The organism is Clostridium pasteurianum BC1 (assembly GCF_000389635.1).
Taxonomy (GTDB): Bacteria; Bacillota; Clostridia; order Clostridiales; family Clostridiaceae; genus Clostridium_I; species Clostridium_I pasteurianum_A.
This window is the reverse complement of record NC_021182.1, coordinates 2,633,311-2,657,424: the sequence shown is the minus strand read 5'-3', so window position 1 is coordinate 2,657,424 and position 24,114 is coordinate 2,633,311. Positions and strand designations below refer to the sequence as shown.

28 protein-coding genes and 1 pseudogene are annotated in these 24,114 nt (G+C 27.7%); 11 read left to right on the top strand and 18 right to left on the bottom strand.

Annotated features, from left to right (window positions below):
* Positions 1-105 precede the first annotated feature (105 nt).
* The 3 genes from CLOPA_RS12475 to CLOPA_RS12465 form a co-directional block, all read right to left on the bottom strand.
* The gene (locus CLOPA_RS12475) at positions 106-1,836 is read right to left on the bottom strand and encodes a DEAD/DEAH box helicase (RefSeq protein WP_015615797.1); all 1,731 of its coding nucleotides are present in this window, start codon (positions 1,834-1,836) and stop codon (positions 106-108) included.
* A gap of 20 nt (positions 1,837-1,856) precedes the next feature.
* Positions 1,857-2,222: a hypothetical protein gene (locus CLOPA_RS12470; protein WP_015615796.1), complete on the bottom strand. Its 366-nt coding sequence runs from the start codon at positions 2,220-2,222 to the stop codon at positions 1,857-1,859.
* 412 nt (positions 2,223-2,634) lie between these two features.
* A complete protein-coding gene (locus CLOPA_RS12465) occupies positions 2,635-2,904 on the bottom strand; it encodes a hypothetical protein (protein ID WP_015615795.1) in 270 nt (89 codons plus the stop codon).
* 395 nt (positions 2,905-3,299) lie between these two features.
* Between CLOPA_RS12465 and CLOPA_RS26130 the strand changes: the two genes are divergently transcribed.
* A complete protein-coding gene (locus tag CLOPA_RS26130; RefSeq protein ID WP_015615794.1) occupies positions 3,300-3,629 on the top strand; it encodes a hypothetical protein in 330 nt (109 codons plus the stop codon).
* A gap of 35 nt (positions 3,630-3,664) precedes the next feature.
* Here CLOPA_RS26130 and CLOPA_RS12455 read toward each other — a convergent pair whose 3' ends face one another.
* The 3 genes from CLOPA_RS12455 to CLOPA_RS12450 all read right to left on the bottom strand — a co-directional run bounded on the left by CLOPA_RS12455 (position 3,665) and on the right by CLOPA_RS12450 (position 5,350).
* Positions 3,665-3,970 (bottom strand): DUF1653 domain-containing protein, encoded by a 306-nt coding sequence (locus tag CLOPA_RS12455; protein WP_080648310.1) that lies wholly within the window; start codon positions 3,968-3,970, stop codon positions 3,665-3,667.
* 46 nt (positions 3,971-4,016) lie between these two features.
* Positions 4,017-4,193, bottom strand: a complete 177-nt coding sequence (locus CLOPA_RS25080; protein WP_015615792.1) for a hypothetical protein — start codon at positions 4,191-4,193, stop codon at positions 4,017-4,019.
* 179 nt (positions 4,194-4,372) lie between these two features.
* A complete protein-coding gene (locus tag CLOPA_RS12450; RefSeq protein WP_015615791.1) occupies positions 4,373-5,350 on the bottom strand; it encodes an alpha/beta fold hydrolase in 978 nt (325 codons plus the stop codon).
* A gap of 607 nt (positions 5,351-5,957) precedes the next feature.
* Between CLOPA_RS12450 and CLOPA_RS12440 the strand changes: the two genes are divergently transcribed.
* Entirely contained in the window at positions 5,958-6,167 is a 210-nt protein-coding gene (locus tag CLOPA_RS12440) for an alpha/beta-type small acid-soluble spore protein (protein ID WP_015615790.1), read from the top strand.
* Between the two features lie 203 nt (positions 6,168-6,370).
* On the opposite strand, the gene CLOPA_RS26815 is transcribed toward CLOPA_RS12440, so the two are convergent.
* The 3 genes from CLOPA_RS26815 to CLOPA_RS12435 form a co-directional block, all read right to left on the bottom strand.
* A complete protein-coding gene (locus CLOPA_RS26815; RefSeq protein ID WP_431602578.1) occupies positions 6,371-6,544 on the bottom strand; it encodes a DUF5651 domain-containing protein in 174 nt (57 codons plus the stop codon).
* A gap of 179 nt (positions 6,545-6,723) precedes the next feature.
* Positions 6,724-6,891 (bottom strand): hypothetical protein, encoded by a 168-nt coding sequence (locus CLOPA_RS25075; RefSeq protein ID WP_015615789.1) that lies wholly within the window; start codon positions 6,889-6,891, stop codon positions 6,724-6,726.
* Entirely contained in the window at positions 6,892-7,107 is a 216-nt protein-coding gene (locus tag CLOPA_RS12435) for a hypothetical protein (protein WP_041710880.1), read from the bottom strand.
* Positions 7,108-7,130: 23 nt separating this feature from the next.
* Here CLOPA_RS12435 and CLOPA_RS12430 point away from each other — a divergent pair, with 23 nt between their 5' ends.
* The 5 genes from CLOPA_RS12430 to CLOPA_RS12415 all read left to right on the top strand — a co-directional run bounded on the left by CLOPA_RS12430 (position 7,131) and on the right by CLOPA_RS12415 (position 10,154).
* Positions 7,131-7,514 (top strand): hypothetical protein, encoded by a 384-nt coding sequence (locus tag CLOPA_RS12430; protein ID WP_172638615.1) that lies wholly within the window; start codon positions 7,131-7,133, stop codon positions 7,512-7,514.
* A gap of 243 nt (positions 7,515-7,757) precedes the next feature.
* The gene (locus CLOPA_RS12425) at positions 7,758-7,904 is read left to right on the top strand and encodes an aspartyl-phosphate phosphatase Spo0E family protein (protein ID WP_015615788.1); all 147 of its coding nucleotides are present in this window, start codon (positions 7,758-7,760) and stop codon (positions 7,902-7,904) included.
* A gap of 122 nt (positions 7,905-8,026) precedes the next feature.
* Positions 8,027-8,170 carry a cyclic lactone autoinducer peptide gene (locus tag CLOPA_RS24395; protein WP_015615787.1) on the top strand — a complete coding sequence of 48 codons (144 nt, stop codon included), beginning with the start codon at positions 8,027-8,029 and terminating at the stop codon, positions 8,168-8,170.
* Positions 8,171-8,250: 80 nt separating this feature from the next.
* A complete protein-coding gene (locus tag CLOPA_RS12420; RefSeq protein WP_015615786.1) occupies positions 8,251-9,579 on the top strand; it encodes a sensor histidine kinase in 1,329 nt (442 codons plus the stop codon).
* Positions 9,576-10,154 carry an accessory gene regulator B family protein gene (locus CLOPA_RS12415; protein ID WP_015615785.1) on the top strand — a complete coding sequence of 193 codons (579 nt, stop codon included), beginning with the start codon at positions 9,576-9,578 and terminating at the stop codon, positions 10,152-10,154. Before CLOPA_RS12420 ends, CLOPA_RS12415 begins: the two co-directional genes overlap by 4 nt.
* A gap of 360 nt (positions 10,155-10,514) precedes the next feature.
* Here the strand turns inward: CLOPA_RS12415 and CLOPA_RS12410 are convergent, their stop codons facing one another.
* The 3 genes from CLOPA_RS12410 to CLOPA_RS25070 form a co-directional block, all read right to left on the bottom strand.
* Complete coding sequence (locus tag CLOPA_RS12410; protein WP_015615784.1) at positions 10,515-10,763, bottom strand: DUF370 domain-containing protein; 249 nt, start codon at positions 10,761-10,763, stop codon at positions 10,515-10,517.
* A 241-nt stretch (positions 10,764-11,004) separates the two neighbouring features.
* Positions 11,005-11,847 (bottom strand): PrsW family intramembrane metalloprotease, encoded by an 843-nt coding sequence (locus CLOPA_RS12405; RefSeq protein WP_015615783.1) that lies wholly within the window; start codon positions 11,845-11,847, stop codon positions 11,005-11,007.
* 22 nt (positions 11,848-11,869) lie between these two features.
* Positions 11,870-12,082, bottom strand: coding sequence for a hypothetical protein (locus tag CLOPA_RS25070; protein WP_172638614.1), 213 nt, complete (start codon positions 12,080-12,082; stop codon positions 11,870-11,872).
* On the opposite strand from CLOPA_RS25070, the pseudogene CLOPA_RS26810 reads away from it, so the two are divergent.
* Positions 12,074-12,184 (top strand): annotated as a pseudogene (locus CLOPA_RS26810) (transposase); the annotation flags it as partial. The gene CLOPA_RS25070 and the pseudogene CLOPA_RS26810 overlap by 9 nt on opposite strands.
* A gap of 105 nt (positions 12,185-12,289) precedes the next feature.
* On the opposite strand, the gene CLOPA_RS12400 reads toward CLOPA_RS26810, so the two are convergent.
* Entirely contained in the window at positions 12,290-12,658 is a 369-nt protein-coding gene (locus tag CLOPA_RS12400) for a hypothetical protein (RefSeq protein WP_015615781.1), read from the bottom strand.
* 266 nt (positions 12,659-12,924) lie between these two features.
* Between CLOPA_RS12400 and CLOPA_RS12395 the strand changes: the two genes are divergently transcribed.
* The gene (locus CLOPA_RS12395) at positions 12,925-13,656 is read left to right on the top strand and encodes a phosphatase (protein WP_015615780.1); all 732 of its coding nucleotides are present in this window, start codon (positions 12,925-12,927) and stop codon (positions 13,654-13,656) included.
* Positions 13,657-13,928: 272 nt separating this feature from the next.
* Here the strand turns inward: CLOPA_RS12395 and CLOPA_RS12390 are convergent, their stop codons facing one another.
* Positions 13,929-14,948 (bottom strand): MarR family transcriptional regulator, encoded by a 1,020-nt coding sequence (locus CLOPA_RS12390; protein ID WP_015615779.1) that lies wholly within the window; start codon positions 14,946-14,948, stop codon positions 13,929-13,931.
* 210 nt (positions 14,949-15,158) lie between these two features.
* Here CLOPA_RS12390 and CLOPA_RS12385 point away from each other — a divergent pair, with 210 nt between their 5' ends.
* Positions 15,159-16,853, top strand: coding sequence for a SulP family inorganic anion transporter (locus CLOPA_RS12385; RefSeq protein WP_015615778.1), 1,695 nt, complete (start codon positions 15,159-15,161; stop codon positions 16,851-16,853).
* A gap of 188 nt (positions 16,854-17,041) precedes the next feature.
* Here the strand turns inward: CLOPA_RS12385 and CLOPA_RS12380 are convergent, their stop codons facing one another.
* From CLOPA_RS12380 to recQ, 3 genes are all read right to left on the bottom strand, one after another.
* Positions 17,042-17,851 (bottom strand): DUF1189 domain-containing protein, encoded by an 810-nt coding sequence (locus tag CLOPA_RS12380; RefSeq protein ID WP_015615777.1) that lies wholly within the window; start codon positions 17,849-17,851, stop codon positions 17,042-17,044.
* A gap of 293 nt (positions 17,852-18,144) precedes the next feature.
* Positions 18,145-18,672 carry a 2'-5' RNA ligase family protein gene (locus CLOPA_RS12375; RefSeq protein ID WP_015615776.1) on the bottom strand — a complete coding sequence of 176 codons (528 nt, stop codon included), beginning with the start codon at positions 18,670-18,672 and terminating at the stop codon, positions 18,145-18,147.
* 235 nt (positions 18,673-18,907) lie between these two features.
* The gene (gene recQ, locus CLOPA_RS12370) at positions 18,908-21,076 is read right to left on the bottom strand and encodes a DNA helicase RecQ (protein ID WP_015615775.1); all 2,169 of its coding nucleotides are present in this window, start codon (positions 21,074-21,076) and stop codon (positions 18,908-18,910) included.
* A 542-nt stretch (positions 21,077-21,618) separates the two neighbouring features.
* On the opposite strand from recQ, the gene CLOPA_RS12365 reads away from it, so the two are divergent.
* Positions 21,619-22,722 carry a DEAD/DEAH box helicase gene (locus tag CLOPA_RS12365; protein WP_015615774.1) on the top strand — a complete coding sequence of 368 codons (1,104 nt, stop codon included), beginning with the start codon at positions 21,619-21,621 and terminating at the stop codon, positions 22,720-22,722.
* 325 nt (positions 22,723-23,047) lie between these two features.
* Here CLOPA_RS12365 and CLOPA_RS12360 read toward each other — a convergent pair whose 3' ends face one another.
* Positions 23,048-23,890 carry an ABC transporter permease gene (locus CLOPA_RS12360; RefSeq protein ID WP_015615773.1) on the bottom strand — a complete coding sequence of 281 codons (843 nt, stop codon included), beginning with the start codon at positions 23,888-23,890 and terminating at the stop codon, positions 23,048-23,050.
* Positions 23,891-24,114 lie beyond the last annotated feature (224 nt).

Here is a 24,114-nt window from a genome sequence, read left to right as displayed (position 1 = left end):
ATCTTTTTCCAATAGTACCATAATATGCGGAGGGCATATATTTGTTTAATATAGATTTATATCTGTATTATTCTCTAAACATTTACACTTTTATATGATTTAATCCTAAACCACTTTACTTTTTAATTTTTCAATAATTTTATTCATGTGCTCAGTAGCTACATTTTGAGATATATTTTTATCTTCTTTACTTTCGGCTTTATCTCCCATAATTCCAACGAACTGAGATACCTTCAAACCAAGGTGCTCCTGTATTTCTTCATCAGTTCCTTCTTTTGCAACTAAGTAATAACAAAGTATAGAATCTTTCTGTCCCATTCTGTGAGCTCTATCCTCACATTGACTATGAACTGCTGGAGACCAATCCAATTCTCCGAATACTACACATGTAGCTTTTTGAAGATTTAAACCTGCACCTGCCCTTAGTGAAATTATTAATAGATTAGTTTTATCATTCATAAAAGCATTAACTGAATCATCTTTTGATTTACTATTTTCTAATCCTGTTATCCTCTTGGGATTATATTGTTTTAATTCCTTTTTATAAATATCATATACAGCATGATGATAAGCAAATAACAAAACTTTTTCTCCAGCTTCTAATAACATTTTTACAAATGCAGCAACATATGGAGCTTTTGTAATTCCTATAGCTTGTCTGCCTTCGTTAACTACTTCTCTTACTAATCTCCCTTTATCAAAATTCTTTTCTACAAAATCAATAGATTTAGCCTTTTCAATAGCATTTTGAATTAACTGACTATACTTACCGCTATCAAAATCTATTGTTTGTACTATTCTTCGTTTAGGTGGTAGTTCTGAAAGAACTTCTTTCTTTGTTCTCCTAATCATTAGCCCTTCTCGTTTTAAATAATCATTTAATAAATCAGGTTTTCTTACAACATCATTTCCATATCCATAACACCATTCTCTAGTAAAGCTATCCCAATCACCTAAGCAATGATAATCAATTATATTTAAGACATTCCATATCTCTCCACCATGGTTATATATAGGTGTTCCACTTAATCCAAAACAATTCTCAACATTCTCTGCAATTAAAGATGCTGCACTATATTTTTCAGTTTTTCCATGCCTTAATTCTTGTACTTCGTCAAATATGACTGTATTAAAACCAAAGTAAGTCAAATATTTTTTCCATCCCCTTAATAATAAATAATGAATAATATATACACTTGCTTTAGGTAAGTCATAAGATTTTAAACCTTTTATTACATGGACATTAGTTGAATCTAAAAAGTTAATGTTTTTACCATGTTCTACAGGAGGATTTAAGAATCTTTCTATTTCATTTTTCCAATTACTAATTAAATGTGGTGGAGCAACAATTAAAACTGGGTAGTCATTTGTTGCAGATAAAAAGGATAGTGCTTCAATTGTTTTTCCAAGTCCCATTTCATCAGCTAAAAGAGTTCTTCTATTATGTAATAAAAACGCTAGTCCTTCTTTTTGAAATTCTTTTAAAGTTCCCTTAAATTCTAATGATGGAACAGCTTTTTTAGGATATGCTAAAAACTCATCTCTTTTAGATACATATTCAACTACTTGCTTATAGGATTTATTCCAAATTTCTTTATCTTTAATTATTAATGGATATCTTTGCATTAGCCAATTAAGATCACCGTTTATTCTCTTAGTATTTTTAAATTTAGCTTTACCTTGACCACGCCCAGAACTTCCAGGGAAAAGACGCTTTGCCATTTCAACAACACATGGCTCACCTTCAATAACCCAACTATCTGTATTTTCTTCATATTCCAAGTTTCCATAATAATAGGTAGCTGATTCTACTTTGTTTAAATATGGCGGCATCATATCTATTCACCCTCGTTCTATTATATTGCTATTCCCCATTGCTTATTAAGACCTATGCTTAAACAAAGTTTATTGTTAATATATCTAGGAATATCCATACTTCTTTCAATTACAAGTATTAACACTGAAATTTCATTAAAACTTGCATATCTTTCTAATTGTTTAATAACCTTAGTTCTGTTAGGCTTACCTTTTTTAATTTCTATTCCAATACCATTGTCTATAAAAAAATCTATTCTATTTCTAGGTCCTAGCTTATGCTCTTTTATAAAACTTATATTATGTGCACTTAAAATTTTAGCTATTTTATCTTGAAGTTCATATTCTTCAAATACTCCACTTACCCTAAGTTCCTTTAGAGCACTTATAATAGTTTGTACATCCAATTGAAAACACCTCTAAATTATCATTGAATCTTTCAATTTTACATTTTACCATAAATTATTTCTTGTATACACATTATATTAAAATTTCCACTTTATAAATCAATAATTATGTATATATTTTGTAAATAATTTTTACTTTTTATTATTCTTCTTAACTTATTTTAAAACATAAAAAATACACCAGCATTTCTACCAGTGTCAAATAAGGATTATTTTTCATGTCTATATTATAATATCAATCTATTATTACAATTTTATTTCAATATTGTATCTATTGTCTTAATTATAGTTAATAAATTTTAACATGAAAAAACACTAGTATTTCTACCAGTGCCCTCTCTTGTATTTAAAAAGGTATCTATATACTATATTATTAATACAAAGAATCCATTTTTTAATATTTTAAATTATTCTATTTAATATCCAATTTTGTCATATAAACGTAATACAAAACTGCTGGATGTATATTAAAATCATTAGCAGTCTTTTTAAGTTCTTTATGCATTAATTCTAATTCCTTAGATGGATTAAATTTATTTTTCCTTAGCATATCTCCTGTCTTTAAATAAATCTGCTGCTTAGTATTTTCATCTAAACTATTTATTCTTTTAATTAAATCATTTTTGCTAATTTCGTTACCACTTGCTATTATGGCTATTTTTGCATCTTGTTCACTAATCATATAGTTCATCTCCTTCTACATAATATTACCATAAAAGAGTATGATATCCTTTAGATTTCGTCCACCAAATTTCTACAACAAAAGCACCAGTATTTCTACCAGTGCCTTTCCTTATATTATTTATACACTAAAAAGGGGTAACTCTTATGTTTATATAATATCTAACTAATGTTACAGTTCTATATCAATAATATTTCTATTATCTTAAATATAGATTAATAAATTCTAAACATGTAAGAACACCAGTATTTCTACTAGTGCTCTCTATATATTTACACACAAGGGATACCGTATACATTTATGATATTATTTAAATTTTACTTTTATTCTATTTTTGTAACGTATTTTATAATTTTACATAACCTATTTATGTAGTAAATTTTATGGAGGTAATTATGTACTATACTTACAATAGAGATTCAGACATTAACAATAATAATCAGGAGATTGGCGAAGATCGAGTTAATCCTTCTGTTAATCTTAATCCATCTATAAATCCTGGACCTTCTATGAATCCTAAGCCATGCCATCATGTTAATAAAAAATATCCTAATATGCCTTCTATGGTACCATATTCTCCTGGACCTAATTATCCCATGATGAAACCTCATCCAAATATGTCTCAACCAATACACTATCCAATGATGCATGATATGAGTTATGATCATGATGACGGTTATGATGATGGATACGATGGTGACCTAGATGATCCATATTCGTTATAACCTTACCATTACCATCTTTTATTATTAGTTGCATTTTATCTCCCTCCAAATAACTCGTTATTAACCATTTCTTTTACTCTTTCCTCGCCTAACTGCTTTTTTAATTCTTCAACATTCATAAATCTATATTTTTGCTCTGCATTAGGATATTTTTCTTTATCAGTCTCAACTATAAATTCATCATAATCTCTATAAAATTCATCGCCTTCTTTTATATTCTTTTCAGTATTGCTATATAGAGTTTGATATGCCACTTTACTCTTGATAGTATCGGTATCTCTGCCAATGCTTCTAACCACATACCAATTACCTTTAAAATGTCTATAATATCTATACATCATACTTCCATTTTGTATCAATATTTTCTTTTCATTTATTTCACTTCCTTTATATAATCCATTTATCTATTATCTCACAATCATCTTTATTAATAAGTCCATATCCTTTCTTTTTATCCTTCACAATATAAGCTATATCTACACTATCTACTACCGTATATATACTACCTAACTTATCTTTGTACCAATTCTCTTTATTTTTACAACTCATTATTATTATTTTCATATTATCACCTACTTATATAGTGTAATTATATTTGTGTACTGCATAAGTAGTATTTTTGACTAATTATTTAATTATTCTTTTTTCGTTTTATTATTTGAATTACGAAACAAAAACACCGTAGAATTGTTGATTGAATAATACGATGTTTTTATTGCCTAATTAATATCTATATTGATGCATTAAATGCTTTGTAGAAACGAAATTATGGTCGAGCTAACCTCTTGAGGCCTCTCTTGTTGAGCCCAATGTCCACAATCTGGAAGAATAATTGTTTGACGTAGCATTGGTACAAGGTTTGACATATCAGAAATTATTTGTCTCATTCCTGGAATACTTAGTCCAACATCACGATCACCTACTATATAAAGGGCTGGAATTGTTACCTTCATTCCCCTGAAACAGTGCAATAATTCACAATTTCTATCTAGATTACGATAGTAATTCAAGCCACCATAAAATCCAGTAGCAGTGAAAGCTTTAGTATATACATCCAAATCCTCTTCTGTAAGCCAAGATGGTAATGAAGGATTAGGTAGTGATGCAAGCAGTCCTTTACTTCTAGACACCATACCAAAGGGATTTGGAGTATCATCATTATCTTTACGTGGACCCGCATCACCGGAAGCCGAAAAAAGTAAGTTATGAATTGTAAAATGAATATCACGCTCAAACTCCTTCTCTGCTACACCTGGAGCCTGGAAATAAAGAGTATAAAACAATTCATCATCTGTCTGTGGGAAAATTGTAGTAGGAGGAACTGGTGATTGATCCATCATTGGTACTGTTAATGCAATCACACCACGAAAACGATCAGGTCTTAATAAGGCTGCATGCCATGCTAGTGTTGCACCCCAATCATTGCCCACAATTACGGCTTTTTCTGTATTCAATACATTGAGTAGTCCAACCATATCACCAACTAGATGAAGCAATGTGTATTGACTTATATCTTTTGGTTGTTCGGTATCTCCATAACCACGTAAATCAGGTGCCACCACATGGAATCCGGCTTCAGCTATCAAAGAAATTTGATGCCTCCAAGAATACCATGTTTCTGGAAAACCATGGCATAGCAAGACAAGTGGTCCTTCACCTTTCTCAACTATATGCATTTTGATTCCATTCGTCTCAATTATCCTATGTTTTAAGCCATTCACCTCAATCTCCTCCTTATCATTCCCAAAAGTCAAGTTTTGAGATATAACTAATTTAAATTATATCATACACCGTATTATTCAATTTTCAAAGTACAATTTTGTCTATTCATCTAGTTCGACCTATAATCAAATTCCGTTAAATAACATATGTTCAATGTAACCATGCTCAAATTATTCGAATACACTAATTTCAGGCGAGCTATAATGGCACTTTTTGATTTACTAAGTTCTAAAGAAGTTATTATTTTAGCCAATTTAGTTGCTTTGACGCTTACAGAAGGATAATATATTAGGTAACTTTTTGGCTGCTGTTTCAGGTAGTATACTCACTATTGCAGCTCAACAAGAAAATCTTAAGTCTACAGAAGAAAAGCAAAAACAAATTAAAGATCTAAAAAAAGATCTCTGACACATAGATGATGATCTCTCTATGTGTTCTTTAGATTATTGCTAGTATTGTTTACACCTTATAAAAAATCTAAAAATTTTCTTTCCTTAATCATCATCACTTAACCTTAAATCCCAAATTAGCCTTGAACTCCATACAATAAGTTTTTTGAATATACACAATATATTATTATCTACTATAAGAAGGGAGATAATAATTATGTCAAATAACAGACGTAGATCTTTAGTTCCTGGAGCAAAAGAATCCTTAAATAAATTTAAAATAGAAACAGCTAATGAACTTGGAGTTTCTTTAACCAATAGAAATAGTGGCAATCGCTCTTCAAAGCTAAATGGCGCCATTGGCGGTAAAGTTGGTGGTCAAATGGTTAAAAAAATGATTGAAAGTTACGAAAAAAATTTAAAATAAATTTTATTTTTATCATGTAAATCTATAATATAAATCTATTTCTATAGCACATAGGACTTAGTCTTGTGTGCTTAATTTATCAACTCTCCATATATATCCAATTGATTTCCTTCTATTGGATATATATTGCTACTTCAGGTATTATTAAAGAGTAATCCCTCAAAATCAGAATTATTAATATGATTGATATTACTTTCACCTACTTACCTCCAATACCCATATTTACACTTAGCCTTATATCCTATAGGTCTAGGCACATTGTATTTTTTATAGAGTCTATAAACATTACAGTTTTTGTGAACTCTTTTGCATATCTTGCAGTGCCCCTCGATTGCATATTCAATTAACTTATTGAAATCATCATTCTTTAAAAGAATAATATCTTTAAGTTTTAGATTGATTTTTTCTACATCTAATGCTGGATTATCATTATTTTTTTTACAAGCTCCGTTAATCTCTCAAAAATTTTATCAATCCTTTGTTTTGATATATGATTTTCTGTTATTGCCATTTCTAAGCAAATTGATATCATATCCCATGTTTTATCATTTAGGTTTTATAAATATTGTTCCTTTTCTTCTGCTGCTTCCTGTAATGCTGATTCTGCCTTAGATATTGTTAAAGTTGCTTGCTGATTTATATAACTCTGCAGAGCATTACGCTCTACAAAGTTTAATTTTGATATGATATTCTGGACTACATTAGATGATGTCTTTGATTTCATTTACCTCACCCTCTTTAATTCACCATTAGCTTTACGTTTTGGGAATTCAATATCTTCTCCATGCGATTCGTGACAAATTCTATAAGCCCAGTGCTCCGTTGGACATCCTGGCAATTCGTCATGGTCACAATAATCATTTACCAGTTCACTAAATTTACAAGTAATGCAAGTCCTATTTTTAGGATTATACCAACACTTTTCTTCATGCTTTAACATCTTTTTAAGTTTCTTGTATGATTATGGACATATTAGATGTTATAAAAAAGATAGCCGCTGTATTAAATTGTTCTATGAAAGAATTAACTAATATTAATAATGATAAATCAGAAGATAATGTAATTAATATTCCAACGGAGTATACAAAAAAACATAAGGTAACTGCTAGAGATAAAAAACAATATATAGATTATTTTACTAGATTTATATTATCAAAAAATAAAAAAGAATTCTTCAGACACAACATTATAGATTTAATAGCAATTATACCATTTAATAGTATATTTCAAGTTGCACGTATACTAAAAATTACTCGTCTAGCCCGTCTTACAAAAATATTTAAAGTATTTAGACTTCTAAGAGTTTTTGTGTTATTAGAAAAATTTAAGAAGAACTTCCATCACTAAAAAATGAGACTATCGAAATGATAAAATCCAGGTTAAACAACTATGAGAATTTAACTAATGATGATTTAGATTTTATTTGTAGTTTAATACAATCATTAAAGCATGAATAAATTGCTAAAGTAAAAATAAATTAGCATAAATACTAAAAAATATTAAATTATTATGCCCTTTTAATTTGAATCCTTTACTTTTATATTATATAATGTAAAAATCAAGTAAATAAATGTTAAGGATATAAAATGTATGTGTAAAAGATTAGAAGAGCTAAGAGATAAACTAAATAAAATGCTAGTTTCAGACGAATATACAGATGAAGAAATACTACAAGTAAGCCAACGGTTGGACAAGCTAGTTATTGATTATTATGAATCTCATAGAAATCAGATTTGAACTAAAAATTTATTTGGTTTAAATCTGATTTTTTTACAAATTATGAAGGAAAAAATAAATTATTGTAGAATATATAGGAAATGTAGTTAATATTATATAAATTTATGGGGAGGCTCTTAAAAATGACAAATGTTAAAAAATTATTAACAGCAAAAGTAATGAAAGTTGTAGGTTCTGTGGCTTTATTTTTAGGAACAATAGTTATAGTACCAACATCAACTATGTCATTTCATCAACCAAAATGCCCTGATGAACTTTTAAAGTAACACTTTAAAGTCTTTTGCAAATAGTATCTAAATTGTTTTATAATCTTTGCAAAAGGCTTTATAAACAAAGGAGACAACATATGGATGCTATAAGGGAAATATTATTAGATAGTATTGAAGCAATCCTCTTTTTGGCAATTTTCGAAGCATTGTATAATAACAAAAAATTTATAATTCATAATAAATTAAAATCAATTTTATTTTGTACATTATTTATAATTATAACTTATTGGAGTACATTTAATATAAATAATACCTATCATACATTATTTATTATAATATTTGACATTTTATTGTTAAGTTGTTTTACACAAATAACAATATTTGATTCATCAGTTATATTTTTCTTGTTTATTATAATAACGTTTGTTACAGAATCTTTTGCCCAGTTTTTAGAAATATTTATATTTAATATTAATTTAAACCAAATATTTTTAAATGAAAAATATTTGTTATTTTGTGTAATACTTTCTAAAGTATTACAAATAATTATTGTAATATTACTTTTTAAATACAATAATTATTTGACTAAACTAAAATTGTTTCAAAAAGAAGGTACTCTTTTTTCTAATATAATAATTCAAATTGGTATTTTCAGTATTTTAATATTCAGTATAAGTTTTAGTATTTTTGATATAAAAAATTTAAAAATATATAATTGCGTTATATTTCTTTTATATTTTATTTTTTTAATAGTCCAATTAAAAGGATTAAATGAATATAAGCGAATTGTAGCCATAGAAGCTCGCTATAAAATACAAGAAAACCAGCTAAAAAATATGGAAGAAATAATTAAAATAATTAGACAAGAAAAACACGATTTTGCCAACCACATTAATGTTATATGGGGATTGTGCTCATTGAATAAACCAAATGCTGTTGAGCAAATAAAAACTTATGTAATGGGAATTTCAGATACACTTCATTCATCATTTAAATACATAGATACTGGTAATGATTGTTTAAGTGCATTATTATCTATAAAAAATAGTTATGCAGTAAAAAACAATATAAATTTTGATGTAATAATTGATGAACCATTTAGTTCTATAGAAATTAATGAAAATGATCTAATAAGTATTATTAGCAATCTTGTAGACAATGCATTTGAAGCATTCCAACTTAAGTCCAATATTGAAAATAAAGAAATATCAATTGAAACTTTCAGTGAAAGTAATAAATTTTTTATTGAAATATCCAATAATGGAGACATGATTCCTGAAGATATTCAAGATAAAATTTTTGATAGAGGATTTTCTACAAAAACCAAAAAATCACAAGACCATGGATTTGGATTATATATAATTAAGCAATTAATCAAACAAAACAACGGAAATATATTTTTAGAAAGTACTCCCGAAAGAACTAAATTTATGATTGAATTTAAAATGAAGGAGTTAAGTAAATGAGTAAACTTATAACTTGTTTAGTAACAAAAATTTCTGAATCTAATCCTGAATTTTCAGATTTAGATTTGAAGAAAATGGAATACGGACTAATCTGTGCTTTTGATGAAATTACAAAGCTCATTCCATATTTTATTGTATTCTGGATATTTTCTTTACAAAAATATTATATAGTTGCCCTCATATTTTTTTGCCCTATTAGGCTATTTTCGGGTGGATATCATGCAAAAACTTACTGGGGTTGCTTTTTCATAAGTTTTATTGTGTTTTTTATGATAATTATTTTCGGTAAATATATAATGATTAATAATATAATTTCACTATTATTATTAATTGTTTCATTTATATTTATTTGTATTTTTTCTTCTGTAGATAACATTAATAAAAGAATTAAAAGTGAAAATCGAAAGAAAAAACTTAAAAATTATTCTATATTAATTACTCTGATTCTAATTATAGCATGTTATTTCATTCCATATAAATTTTTAAACGCAGCTGTAATATCGATTGTTAGTGCAACAATAATGATGATGATTGGAAAAATAAATACTAGTGATATAATAGATATGAAAAGATGAACTATTGTATATCATCTTTTCATATCTATAAAAAAGCAGTAAATTATTCAATGCAATAGTACATCCGTACTATATTTTTTAATTTTGTTCAGAACATAAGTTTGCATAGGAGATGTTTTTATGAAAGTAGCAGTGTACACAAGAGTAAGTACGGACGAACAAGTTTCCAATGAGACTATCAAATAATATTTTACAAGTCCATTATATTTATTTCTAATAAAACAAATCAAGTATATAAAATATCATGATAAAATGTTTAAAATATAAAAAAGTAATGCTTTTGCCATAACTCCTAATCCTTTTCAGTCATTAGTTGTTAATCCTCTATTTTTAAACACAGAAAAAACATCAGTATTTAAATTAAAGTTTATTTTTCAGGCATTCTAACCTTTTATTTAATGTTTGCTTATTAACAGGACTAAGTATAACTTTATTATCTTTAGTGAATATTACAGATAACATTTTCCTTCCCTTAGTACAATCTATAAGCTCATTGCCTTTTGTCTTTTGTATAATTCTTTTGATTGGTGCCGATGAAGGCTGTGTTATTACTACCACCTTATTTACGCTAATATAATTATCAGATCCTATATTTAAAAATTTACTCATATATTCACTCCTAAAGTATGAAAAGCACCAGTATTATAGCAGTGCTTCTTCATATATTATTGAACATTGAAAATGGTAACCTTGTGTTTATATAATATCAATCTATTATTACAATTTCATTTCAATACTGTATCTATTGTCTTAATTATAGTTAATAAATTTTAACACATAAAAAAGCACCAGTATTTTTCTACTGGTGCACTAATTATAAGATAATTAAAGGAAATCTCTTATGCTGTTTTTATAATAACATCCTATTTTCATTTTCTTGTTTTTTTGCTTCTTTCCAAAGTTTAAAGAGTACATATATTCCTAGAAAACCAACAATAATTTCTCCTGATAAAATAGCAACATATGATGGAGTAAATATTGAAATAATTGAAGGAAGCCCATCCCAAAATCCATGTAATAAAACTACTAATAAATATCCTTTAATAACTTTTAAGTTTAAGCGAAAATGTCCCAGTGAGCCCTCTCTTAAAAAAATACCTGTAAGTATTGCTGTCCATGTGCCATGACCTAATGGTGACATTATTCCTCTTAACAAGGTAATATACACAGTAAGAGTTAAATTTCCACCACTACGAAGAAAAATAGTAAAAGCATATCCTGTACTTTCTAAAGCGGCAAATCCCATTCCTGCCGCAGCTCCAAGAATAATTCCATCTAATATTAGCCTGTGCTGCTTACGCCTAATTATAAATAAAAATCCTAAAAATTTTGTAAATTCTTCAATAAAACCAATAATAATTGCAGTTCTAAAATTAAGAGTATGAATAAAAATAGGCTCTAATACTGCAGCTGCAAAGGTTCCAATAAAACCACCATAAAAAAAGCTTGCAGCAGTTTTTAACATCCCTACATTACTGCTATTCTTTCTTTCATAAAAGAAAGTTAAGTAGGTTACTGGTATCAGAAAATTTCCAAGTATAACTACAGACGGAAAAATATTAGGATTTTGTGTAATTATTAATACCACAAGACCCATTACATATGTAATGAATCCGATAATCATAACCTTCCACCACTTGCTGCTCTTTCTAGAATAATGATTATCTGTTTTGGCTAAAGTTTTATGTTCCATTTTTATCCTCTTCATTCTCATTTCATATTGAATTTTCTTCAATGCTATAATCACTATTATTTTCAAAACACATAAAAAGTATGCTTATTATCTTATTTGTTATTAACGCCGTTATAAAATTATAGGAACTTCCTATTGCAAATCCCAGAATTATAGGTACAAAAAATACTAGTTTTAATTTTTTATTCACCATTGATTTTATCTCGTCGTATTTGATACATATTCTATTAAACAACTTATTAAGGAAACAAAGCCTGCAAGTGCAAAAGATGTTCAAGACACATTGAAAGACTTATTCGCCGATATGCTTAAAGAAATGTTAGAAATGGAGCTTGATTGACACCTAGATAATAAACATTTAATTGAGTCCTAATTAATAAAACAATATACAATAGAAGAAAAGGAGTAACTCTAAGCTGCTCCTTTCTCTATTTTCTAGTAGTTATTTCCTTAAAGCATTAATTATTTTATCTGCTTGTTGTCGTGTAATAATCTTATCATTTACCAGCTTATCTAAAGTATTATTTTGCTTTTGTATGCTTTCTTTAGTTAAAGTATCTAAGTTTGCTGTAAGATAAGTTAATACTTTATCAGCTTGATCTTTAGTTATTGTAGCATCATTTACTAATGGTTGAATCCTAGCTTCATAGTCTTTTTTAAGTGCATCCTTTGTGGGAGCTTTTCTAATTAATTTTTGTGTGGTATTTTGTGAACTTGAAATATTCTTATTACATCCTAAGAACAAAAATATAGACATAGTAAGAGCTAATAACACAATGGCTATCTTATTAAAATCCTTAAATCGTCTCATTCAAGCACACCTTTCTTTATAAATATTTAGATTTGCCATTATAATTCAAATAACAAATTCTATTAATTTATTATTTGAAAAAAATAATAAAAATATAACCTTTTAATTTATTATTTTTAGGTATATATATAAAATTATTAACTTTAAATACATGCAAACAAATAATTTTTAAGTTATAATTTAAAGTAGAGACTTAATGAATTCAATAAAAATTTAAGTTTTTAAGTTGAAATATATTTTAGGAATTGAAAGGAAGGAAGTAATTTATGAAATATCCTATTGATATACACACACATACTGTGGCAAGTGGTCATGCCTATACTACCTTATTGGAAAATGCAAAATATGCTAGTGAAATAGGTCTTGAAGTTTTAGGTACTACAGATCATGCTCCCAATATGCCTGATGCACCTCATGAATGGTATTTTGGTAATTTTAAAGCTTTGCCAAGAGAAATTTATGGTGTTACTATGCTTTATGGATGTGAAGCTAACATTGTTGACTATGAGGGAAATATAGATTTACCACTGCATAGACAGGAACAGATTGACATTATGATAGCCAGCATTCATGATCCAGTAATGAAGCCAAATGATAATTGTGATTTAAATACTACTGCTTTTTTAAAGGCTATGGATAATCCTAATGTGCACATTATAGGCCATTCTGGTAATCCTGCTTTTCCAATTCATGCAGAAGCATTAGTTAAAAAAGCAAAGGAAAAAAATATACTTATTGAAATAAATAACAGTTCTTTTATTAGATCAAGAATTGGCAGTGACAAAACCTGTTCAAAAATAGCCCGCCTATGTAAAGAAAATGGCGTAAGAATAATATTAAACAGCGACGCTCATTCCTGTTTTCATATTGGCAACTTTGATGCTGCATTAAAAATACTAAAGGATGTTAATATGCCTGAAGAATTGATTATAAATAGAAGTAAAACAGAACTGCTTAACTATTTAAAAGATAAGGGAAAGAAAATTGAGCCAAGATAGTTTTAACTAACTACTACGGAAAAAATAACAGCAAAGGAATGCCTTCGCTGTTATTTTAAAATCAGAGTATACCTTTCAGTTATTTGCTACGTATTTTTCAAATATGGTTACTCAACTTTGCTGTCAATACTTATAATTGATTAAAAATTCTAATAAACGCACTCTTCTAAACATTTAATGAATTAGAGTGCGTTTATTACTTTATCTCTGGTTACCCTAAGGCCACCATTATTACAAATACCTAATTTATTCTATAATATAAATAATGTACATTATAGCTTTTTAAAAAGTCCTTTCTCTATTACTGTAAAAGTTTTTTCAATATATTCTTTCACAAAATCATTTTTAAGCACTAAGTTTAATTTCAACATGAATTGATTCAACTTCAATAATTCATTTCTTGATAAGAATTCTAAATCTTTATATATTAAAAAACTTTTTTGATTTACATCGAATTCTTTAACAAGTAGTTCTTCTCCACTTTCTGAAGTATACAAAAAGAGAGAATTCTTTAATTCAGATTTTTCCTTATATATTAAATTTTTCTCATAGAGCTTCTTCACTATAACATTAACGGTAGAGGGAGCTAAATAAGCAAGTTTACTCAATCTAACTGAAGTAATACCTGGGAAAGCATCAATAATCCATAAAGCTCTAAGTTGAGGATATGTAAGTTTAAAGATTGAAAGTAAGTTCCTATGATTGTTTACAAGGGTTAAAATAAAAGTTCTTAAAAGATTATAAAAGAGAACAAGTTTTTGAAGCATAAACTTTTCTTCAGAATTAAAATCGCTAAAGTCAACTTTTAATCCTAATTTATTTAGTTTTTCTATATATTCAAATAAAAAAGAATTGTTTGAATATACAGTTATTGATTTTAAAATTTCTATAGTAAAATTCAAATCCTCTTCATTAACTGCTGAAAGCAATTGTATTAATGCAGCTTTATCATGTTTTTTCATTCTGTTTAATTTAATTAGATTATGTCCAGCCTCAGTGAGATTTAAACTGTATAATTTCTTATTTATAGTTTCTTCACGTACAACTAAATTTTTGTCCATTAAAAGTTTAAGTATTTTTGTTACTGTAGGTGGAGACCAGCAGCCTATTTTTGCAATTTCTCCAAGAGAAATGCCTTGAAATATTTTTATAATCCATAGTACTCTTAGTTGAGGTAATGTAATACCTGTTTTCTTAACAAAATTATTATAGTTACATTCTATATTTAAAAATAAGTATCTTGATAAGTTATAAAATTCATGAATATCAAATAATTTATTTTTTAGATCCATAATTGTATCCTTTCCCTATAAAGCAAGTGTCCTATATATTTAAAGAAATATGCATGTATGATTTTAACATAAGCTCAAATAGTAAATCAAATTTGTGTTAATTAATCGAATTTTGTTGTTTATATGTATAAAATAAGATATGATTATTTATGTATTATATTTCAATATTCGAATACTAACTAATTATAAAAATGTTATAGGAGTGATACCTTGTTAATTCCAAAATCAATTACATGCTTAAAAAATTACACTAAAGAACAATTTATAAAAGATTTTATCTCAGGTATTATAGTTGCAATTATTGCACTACCACTCTCCATTGCTTTGGCAATTGCATCTGGGGTTTCACCAGAAAAAGGTTTATACACAGCAATTATTGGAGGGTTTATTGTATCATTACTTGGTGGAAGTAGAGTTCAAATTGGAGGTCCCACAGCAGCTTTTGTAGTTATTGTATATGGAATAATACAAAAGTTTGGAATAGAAGGTTTGTTCGTATCAACTATAATGGCAGGAATTTTTCTTGTTATAATGGGATTATTGAAATTTGGAAGTTTGATAAAATATATTCCTTCCTCAATAACTACCGGCTTTACAAGCGGCATAGCAGTAGTTCTTCTATCTACGGAAGTAAAAGATTTCTTTGGGTTACAGATGAAAACTGTACCTTCACATTTTGTAGAAAAATTGATATCATATTTTAATAACTTTCATACAATTAATTTTCAGAGTTTATTTATATCCCTTTTAACTCTTGGAATAATCATATTATGGTCAAGGATAAATAAAAAAATACCGGGAACTTTTATAGCGATAATAATAGTAACTATACTTGCAATGGTTTTAAAATTAAATGTTACAACTATAGAAAGTCAATTTGGGCATCTTTCCTCATCCCTTCCACATCCTAGTCTTCCAAAAGTTAATTTTACTATGATAAATGAACTGATGCTTCCCGCTCTAACAATTGCAATTCTTGGTTCTGTTGAATCTTTATTGTCAGCTGTAGTATCGGATGGAATGATTGGAGGTAGTCATCGCTCTAATATGGAGCTAATAGCTCAAGGTTTCGCTAATATTTTTTCAGCAATCTTTGGCGGTATACCAGTTACAGGAGCCATTGCAAGGACTGCAGCAAATGTTAAGAATGGCGGAAGGACACCAGTAGCAGGAATGATTCATGCCCTGGTACTTTTAATTATCATGTTATTATTTATGCCCTATGTTAAATTAATTCCTATGGCCTCTTTAGCATCTGTTTTAGTAATGATTGCATATAACATGGGAGATTGGGAAGTATTTAGAACATTATTTAAATCTCCTAAAAGTGATTCCTTAGTGTTTATAGTTACATTTTTCTTAACTATTTTTCTAGATCTGGTTGTTGCTATAGGTGTAGGTGTAGTACTTGCATCCTTCTTATTTATGAGAAAGATGGGTGAAATTACAGAAATCAAATATATATTAGATGATGATGGGGACAAAGATGCTAATGAATTTATAGAAAATGTAACACTGCATGAGCATATTTCAATCTATGAAATCAGTGGCCCCTTTTTCTTTGGAGCCGCCAATAAATTTGTATCTGCAATAAGAGAAATGGGGGCACCTACTAAGGTACTAATAATAAAGATGAGCAAAGTTCCTTTTATGGATGCTACAGCCTATCATTCCTTTGAAATGCTGCACAATATCTGTAAGAAACATCATACAAAATTAATTATATTAAAGATTCAGAATCAGCCACTAGAAATGCTTAAAAAATATGGCTTTGTAGATATGATTGGAGAAACTAACTTTTGTGGTGCAGTGGATGAAGCTATTGAAAGAGCTAATGTTATATTAAGTGAACATCAGTCCAGCATAGAGCATACGCAACCATCCAATATAAATGGTAAAAATTAAATAAATTTTGACAACGTAGAAAGCACATTCTAATCAATTAAATAATTAGAATGTGCTTCTTGGATTTTTAGGCAATTAAGAATAACTGGATTTATCTATGCAATTAGCATAGAGCAAAAACATAACAGTAGTGCGTTGTTAGCATATGTTATAATAAATATTCTCATTTTTATTATAATATTGAGATTTTAATAATTAACCTCAGTATTATTCTTAGAATCTTTTAATTTACATATAGCAAAGCCAACATAAACGAAAGCTATAGCATGGTAGAATAACCAATAGTAACTAAAATGTTGAATACTAAAAATTTTAAAAATTACATCAATTATAAGTGGAGTAGTTAATGCGTAAATACTTATTCTGTATAATTGTCCATATTTTAAGTCTGTTTTAAGGACAGCATTAATTATAAGCGCAAATAAAGCTAAAAATAGAGCGCTTAAAAGTCCACCTAAAAAATACCAGAGTATGTTTCCAATAAAAAGGAATGGTATAACGATTTTAATAAAAGGCAAATAATTATTTATAATACTTTTATTAAGAGTTATCCCTTGTAATGATTTGAAATCTATAGTTTGAGTTTGCGCTTCATTTCTTTTTTCAATAGCTTTATCTTTTAATATTAAAATACCTTTGTCATAGGAATCTAAGACATTAGGATTAGTACTGTTGGTTGTATCTATGACAACATAGTAATTCTTATCCTGAGATAAAACCATGGGCATATTGCCATCTACATTTAATTCTCCATTCTTAAGTTCAAAGTTTGGCCATTGAGTATTGTATACTTTTATGAATTCAGATATTCCATTATTTACATCAACAGCTCCCCTTATAGCGCCAATAAATCCAAAAAGTAAAGCTATTAATAACAAATATAGAATAGATTTTCCAACAGATTCTTTTAAAACGTCTTGATAATGTTTTATTCCTTGTACACTGCTTATCAGTTTTTCAAAAAAATTTAATTTCCTTTTTTCAATATTATTTTCCACAAAAATCCCCCTTTAAAATATAAATGATTCTTACTTAGTGAAAGTTCATACTTCTATTAAGTTTAAATAATTATCTAAGGTCATGCTGCCCTTATTCATATCTTTACGAGATAAATTATAAAAACAGCTGAATAATCCAATCATTTATATATATTCGACATTTATTTAATAATTCCTCTATTTGTAAAGATCCTATGCCAAAATATACGTTTGATTTTAATATGTTTTTTATTATTATGATTATACTGCAAAAACTATAAATTAATTTTTACTGTAAAATAAAATTTAAATTTCTAATCTTGAAGTAAAAATTTCTTATATAATACCCATGTATTATCTTTCCATATATAAATTGATATATTATCAAAATAAATATTAAAATTGCACTGAGTATCATTTACATAATTCCATATCTCTTCAAATTTATCTTTTATTCTTTTGGAAACGATGGTTGTATGAAAAACTTTTTCACCACTTTCGTTTTTCTTCCATTGGAGCCAATTTAGCGTTTTAAGTAGATATTCTAATTGGTCATAAATTTTCTTTGCTTCTTTTGAAAATGTTGTTTTCATAAATATAACATCATTTCTAAAACTGCCATATCCCTCTATGTTTATTGGTGCTTTTTTAGTTCTATTTGCAAAAACTTCAAGTAGATCTATTAGTTCGTCTATGTTATCACTATCAAATGGTGCTTTTAAGGTAATATGCCCTGGTAATTTAGTTCTTCTCACTTTAAATTTATTACAAACTTCCGTTGTTATTTCATCATGAAATTTTAATGCTTCCCCACTTAATGTAATAACTATAACATATGGCATTAAAGAGTTCACTTTCCTTTCGCTTTTAGTATTTATCACATGATTAGCTGATGTACTATTTCCAACTTTTCAAAGTAAATATAATAGAAATACGTCCCTAGATAATTCATCTAGACTTAGTAAGATATAAACTCCGACTAAGTAAAATTAATCAATATTATAATTCTAAATCTCAATTAATTTTATACTTTATTTTTAAAATGTTTTTTAAAATTATCTATCCATAAAGATACCTTTAAAGTTTATTTAATATATAATTTTTTAATACAACCGCTCTTATTGCATCATAGCTTATTCCATCTGATACTTCTGCTTTTATTGGTGCAAGCTTATCTATACCTAGTTTGTCAGCAGCTAAAATAATCTCTTGTTCCTGTTCTTCTCTAAAGAACTCATCAAAATTAATTTGAAACTTTTCTGAATTACCTTCTCTAAAATACTTATCTATATGACCAAGTACTGTAGTTACAGTAAGTTCTCTTTCTTTAGCAATTTCTTTTATGCTCTTACCTTCTTTTATCATATTAATAGTTATATCATAAGTTTTTCCCTTATTACTTGTGTTTCTAGTTACAGCTCGAGTTGTGTGTAAAGTTTTAGTTTCTGCTCTTTCAGTCCATTTAGCTTCAATATTGTTTTTTTCTACGTAGTCATTTATTACATTTAAAAAAGTTTCACCATATTTTTCGTATTTAACTTGCCCTACACCAGATATATCAAATATATGTTCTTTATTTAAAGGATATCTTAAACTCATTTCTTTTAAGGTACTGTCTGGGAAAATAAAATATGGTGGTACACCCTCCTCGGCTGCGATTTCTTTACGCAGGCTTCTCAAAGTTTCGAAAAGTTCATTGTCCTCAGATATTTTCTTAACTTCAATAGCTTCTTTGAATATTACCTTTTCATCTCCCTTTAGAACTTTCATAGAATTATCACAAAGTATTACCGTAGGATATTCCCCTTCTTTTAAATTTATAAATCCATGAGATATAAGTGTATTTATAAACTCTGACAAATCCTTTTTAGAATAATTTTTCATCAATCCATAAGTAGATAGTTCATTAAATCTGTACTGCAATATTTTCTTTTGAGAAGAGCCTCTTAATACATCTACAATTGTATTTACTCCAAAATCTCTTTTCATTCTATAGATGCAGGATAAAACTTTTTGTGCATCTACAGTTTTATCAACTAATTCTCCTTCAGTTAAACAGTTACTGCAATTACCACAATCCTCATAATCAGTATCTTCTCCAAAATAATTTAAAATGTATTTTCTAAGACATCCATTATGATGAACAAAATCAATCATGGTTTGAAGTTTCTTATAATCATTTATTCTCCTTTCAGACTGCTGAGTTCCAACTTCAATTAAATATTTTTGAGTCATAATATCCTGTGGGGAAAACAATAAAATACATTCACTCTTTTCTCCATCACGGCCAGCTCTCCCTATTTCCTGATAATAGCTTTCAATATTTTTAGGCATATTATAGTGTATTACAAAACGCACATTTGACTTATCAATTCCCATACCAAAGGCATTAGTAGCTACCATAACATTAATTCTATCATATACAAAGTCTTCTTGATTTTGTTTTCTTTCAACATCGGATAATCCTGCATGATATCTAGAGGCAGATATGTTATTTTCAATAAGATTTTCATAAATATTATCTACTTCTTTTCTCGTTGATGCATATATTATTCCAGATTGATCTCTGTTTTCTTCTATATAATTTAATACATATTTTAATCTGCCTGCTATTTTTAATATGTTTATTTTTAAATTTTCTCTATCAAAACCTGATATAAAAACTCCAGGATTATTAAGTTCTATTAACTTTATTATATCTTTTCTTACTTCTTCAGTAGCTGTAGCAGTAAAAGCAGTTACTATGGGTCTTTTTAAAAGAGTTTTTACAAATTTACTTATATATCGATAGCTTGTTCTAAAATCATGGCCCCATTGCGATACACAATGTGCTTCATCTACAGCAACTTGAGATATACTTAGTGTTTTCATAAGGTTACAGAATTCAACTGATTCCAATCTTTCTGGTGCTAGATAAAGAATTTTTATTTCATTATTATTTAACTTTTCAATAATTGCTTGGATTTCTTTAAAGTTAAGAGAGCTATTTATATATTCTGCACTTATACCTAAATCTTTTATATTATCCACTTGATCTTTCATAAGAGATATTAATGGAGATATTACGATCGTAACGCCATCAAATAATAGTGCTGGTATCTGATAGCAAATGGATTTACCTCCCCCTGTTGGCATGACAGCCAAAGTATCTTTCCCACACAATATGCTGTCAATTACAGAGTTTTGAGATTTTCTAAATTCTTTATATCCATAGTATTCCTGTAATGCATTTAATGCTTCTTTCATCAAAGCTGACACCTCATTTAAATCAATATGTAACTATTCTATTTATTATTATACATTATTGACAAGTTTTTAAACAATATTTCAGTTATATTTCTACTTATTAAGGATAATACTAGTGTTTACATTCTTTAAATGTAGAATGACCTGGTTTCTTATTTAAAGTGTTTAGTTTTTATAAATTTTGTTGTTTTATGGTCTAAAAATTTCCTTATAATGTATTTATATTCTTAAATTTAAGGATTTTAGTTTAGAGTATAGAATTTAAGTTAGTTTACATTTTATATACTTTACATAATATTTATTACGTAAAGTATATAGTCCATTGACTGATACTAATATGTCCAGCTGCGGAAGAAATAATATTTATTTCTCAATTACACAATACTATTAGTATTAATTTCAGCAATATGATATCATTAGATGATTTGAATAAAAATATGAATACGGTATGTAAAAATAAATAATAAGTAGAAGTTGCAAAATAAACTAGTATAATAACTGATTATTTTTTGAATATGCCTAAGAATGGACGGTATAATAAAATGGATTTTAAAGAACTTGGAATTAGTGAAGATATAATAAATACATTAAAGAAAGCAGGCATTACTGAGCCAACAGCAATTCAAAAAGAGAGTATTAGCTTTATTAAAGAAGGAAAAGATCTTATAGCGGAGGCACAAACAGGTACGGGAAAAACTCTTGCTTTTTTACTTCCCATTTTTGAAAGCATATCAGTTGATTCTCCAACAATTCAGGCTTTGATTGTAACCCCTACAAGAGAACTTGCTATTCAAATAACTGAAGAAGCCATGAAACTTAAAGAAGCTAAAGCTATCAATATTTTAGCAGCCTATGGCGGTAAAGATATAGGATCTCAAATGAAAAAGTTAAAGAGAAACATCCATTTAATTATAGCAACTCCAGGAAGACTTTTAGATCATCTTGCTAGAAAAACAATAAACCTCATGAATTTAAAGACTTTAGTACTAGATGAGGCAGATCAAATACTACTCATGGGTTTTAAAAACGATATTGAAAATATTATAAAGGAAACTTCTAAAAAGCGTCAGACATTATGTTTTTCCGCAACTATGAACCCTGAAGTTAAAAAACTAGCCTATAGGTATATGAAGGATCCTTTAGTAGTTACTTCTAAAAAAGAAAAGGTTACACTGGATAATATTAAGCAATATGTGGTAGAAACTACAGACAGAGAAAAGCAAGATGCTTTATGTAGTGTTTTAGATGAAGACAGACCATTTATGGCTATAATATTTTGCAGAACTAAGAGAAGAGTTGACGATCTTGAAGTCGCTTTGTATAGACGTGGATATGATTGTGTAAAACTCCATAGTGATATAATTCAGTCAAAACGCGAAAGAATAATGAAATCCTTTAGAAATGGAGATATCCAATACTTAATAGCTACTGATGTTGCATCTAGAGGATTAGATATAAGTGGAGTTAGTCATATATATAATTATGATATCCCAGAAAGTGCAGAATCCTATATTCATCGAATTGGTAGAACAGGCAGAGCTGGTGAATACGGCTATACATGCATGTTTGTAGATCCTAAAAACAAAAAAGAATTGGATGAAATAGAAAAAGCTATAAAATTTAAGATTCCGAGAAGGCTAAAATAGTTTTGTAAATTTAACTTCAAAGTCATATGTTTCACACTAACTCATTTTGCAATTTATTAGAATAGTCTTCTACTTTGACTCTAGGTGTCAAGATGCTCACTTTACTTAAATATGCACTTAGAGATAAAGAAAAACATACTCTAACCTATTAAAAAGATTAGAGTATGTTTTTTATTACAAAATTCCATTGAAATTCACTTACTATAATTACATATTTTCATAAAATAGATTTGATAAAACTAACATTTAACTTAAATTATCTATAACACATAATTTAAGCAAAATAACGCTAGATTAAATTTAATTTAACTCATATCTATTATTTCTATTTAAATACTTCCTTCCATTTAAATAATTTTTTCTCTAAACCTACTAAAGAGTAATTTACCGATAGTCCCAATAAAGCTAATATAATTATAATTGAAAACATCTCAGGTATCTTCATGTTTGATTGGTAAAGATACAATAAATAACCTAATCCTGTATTGGCACCAAGCATTTCAGCAGCAATCAATACTAAAATAGAAGTTGTTGCACTTATTCTTATACCTGTATAAATTGATGTTAAAGCTCCTGGAAAAATTACCGTTTTAAATAAAGAAAAATTTGAAACTCCCATTGATCTAGCAGCCTTTATAAGTTGAGGATCAACATTCTTAACACCTGAAATAGTGTTTAAAAGTACGGACCATGTGACTGCCCAGGCTATTACAACTACTTTAGAGGTTTCTCCTATGCCAAAAAAAAGTACAAATACAGGCAAAAGTGCCAAAACTGAAAGATTTCTAAAAGTTTGTATGAGAGGATCTATAAATTTCTCAAATTTTTTAAACCAACCTATTATCAGTCCTAAGGGAATTGCTACAATAAGTCCTACAAAAAATCCAGTTAATGACCTTTGAAGACTTATAAAAAGATTGGCATATATATCCCCAGAAATGAAGAGCTCTAAGAAAGCAGCAACAACTTTTGAAAAAGGTGGTAAAAATATAGGATTAATTATTTTAAGCCTAGCAATAAATTCCCATAGTCCAATAAAAATAAATACAGCTAATAGATTGTAAATCACTTCGTATATTTTTCTAAAAATTTTTAATACTGCTCCATTCCCTTTATTTAAATTCTTTACTAATACTCCATTCCCTTCATTTAAGTTTTTTAATAACATTTTCTATCCCCTCCATATAATTTTTAATAACATTCTACATTCTCCATGTAAATTTTATAAAATAAATAAAATTATTTTAATATCAAATTCAATTTATAAAATTAATCTAATAAAAACTGAGTAAAAATTTTTTTAGGTTTTAACCCAGCTTTTATTAAATTATATTATCAATAGCTTTTATATATAAATCTTAATATAATATTTTAGTAATACAGATTATGTAA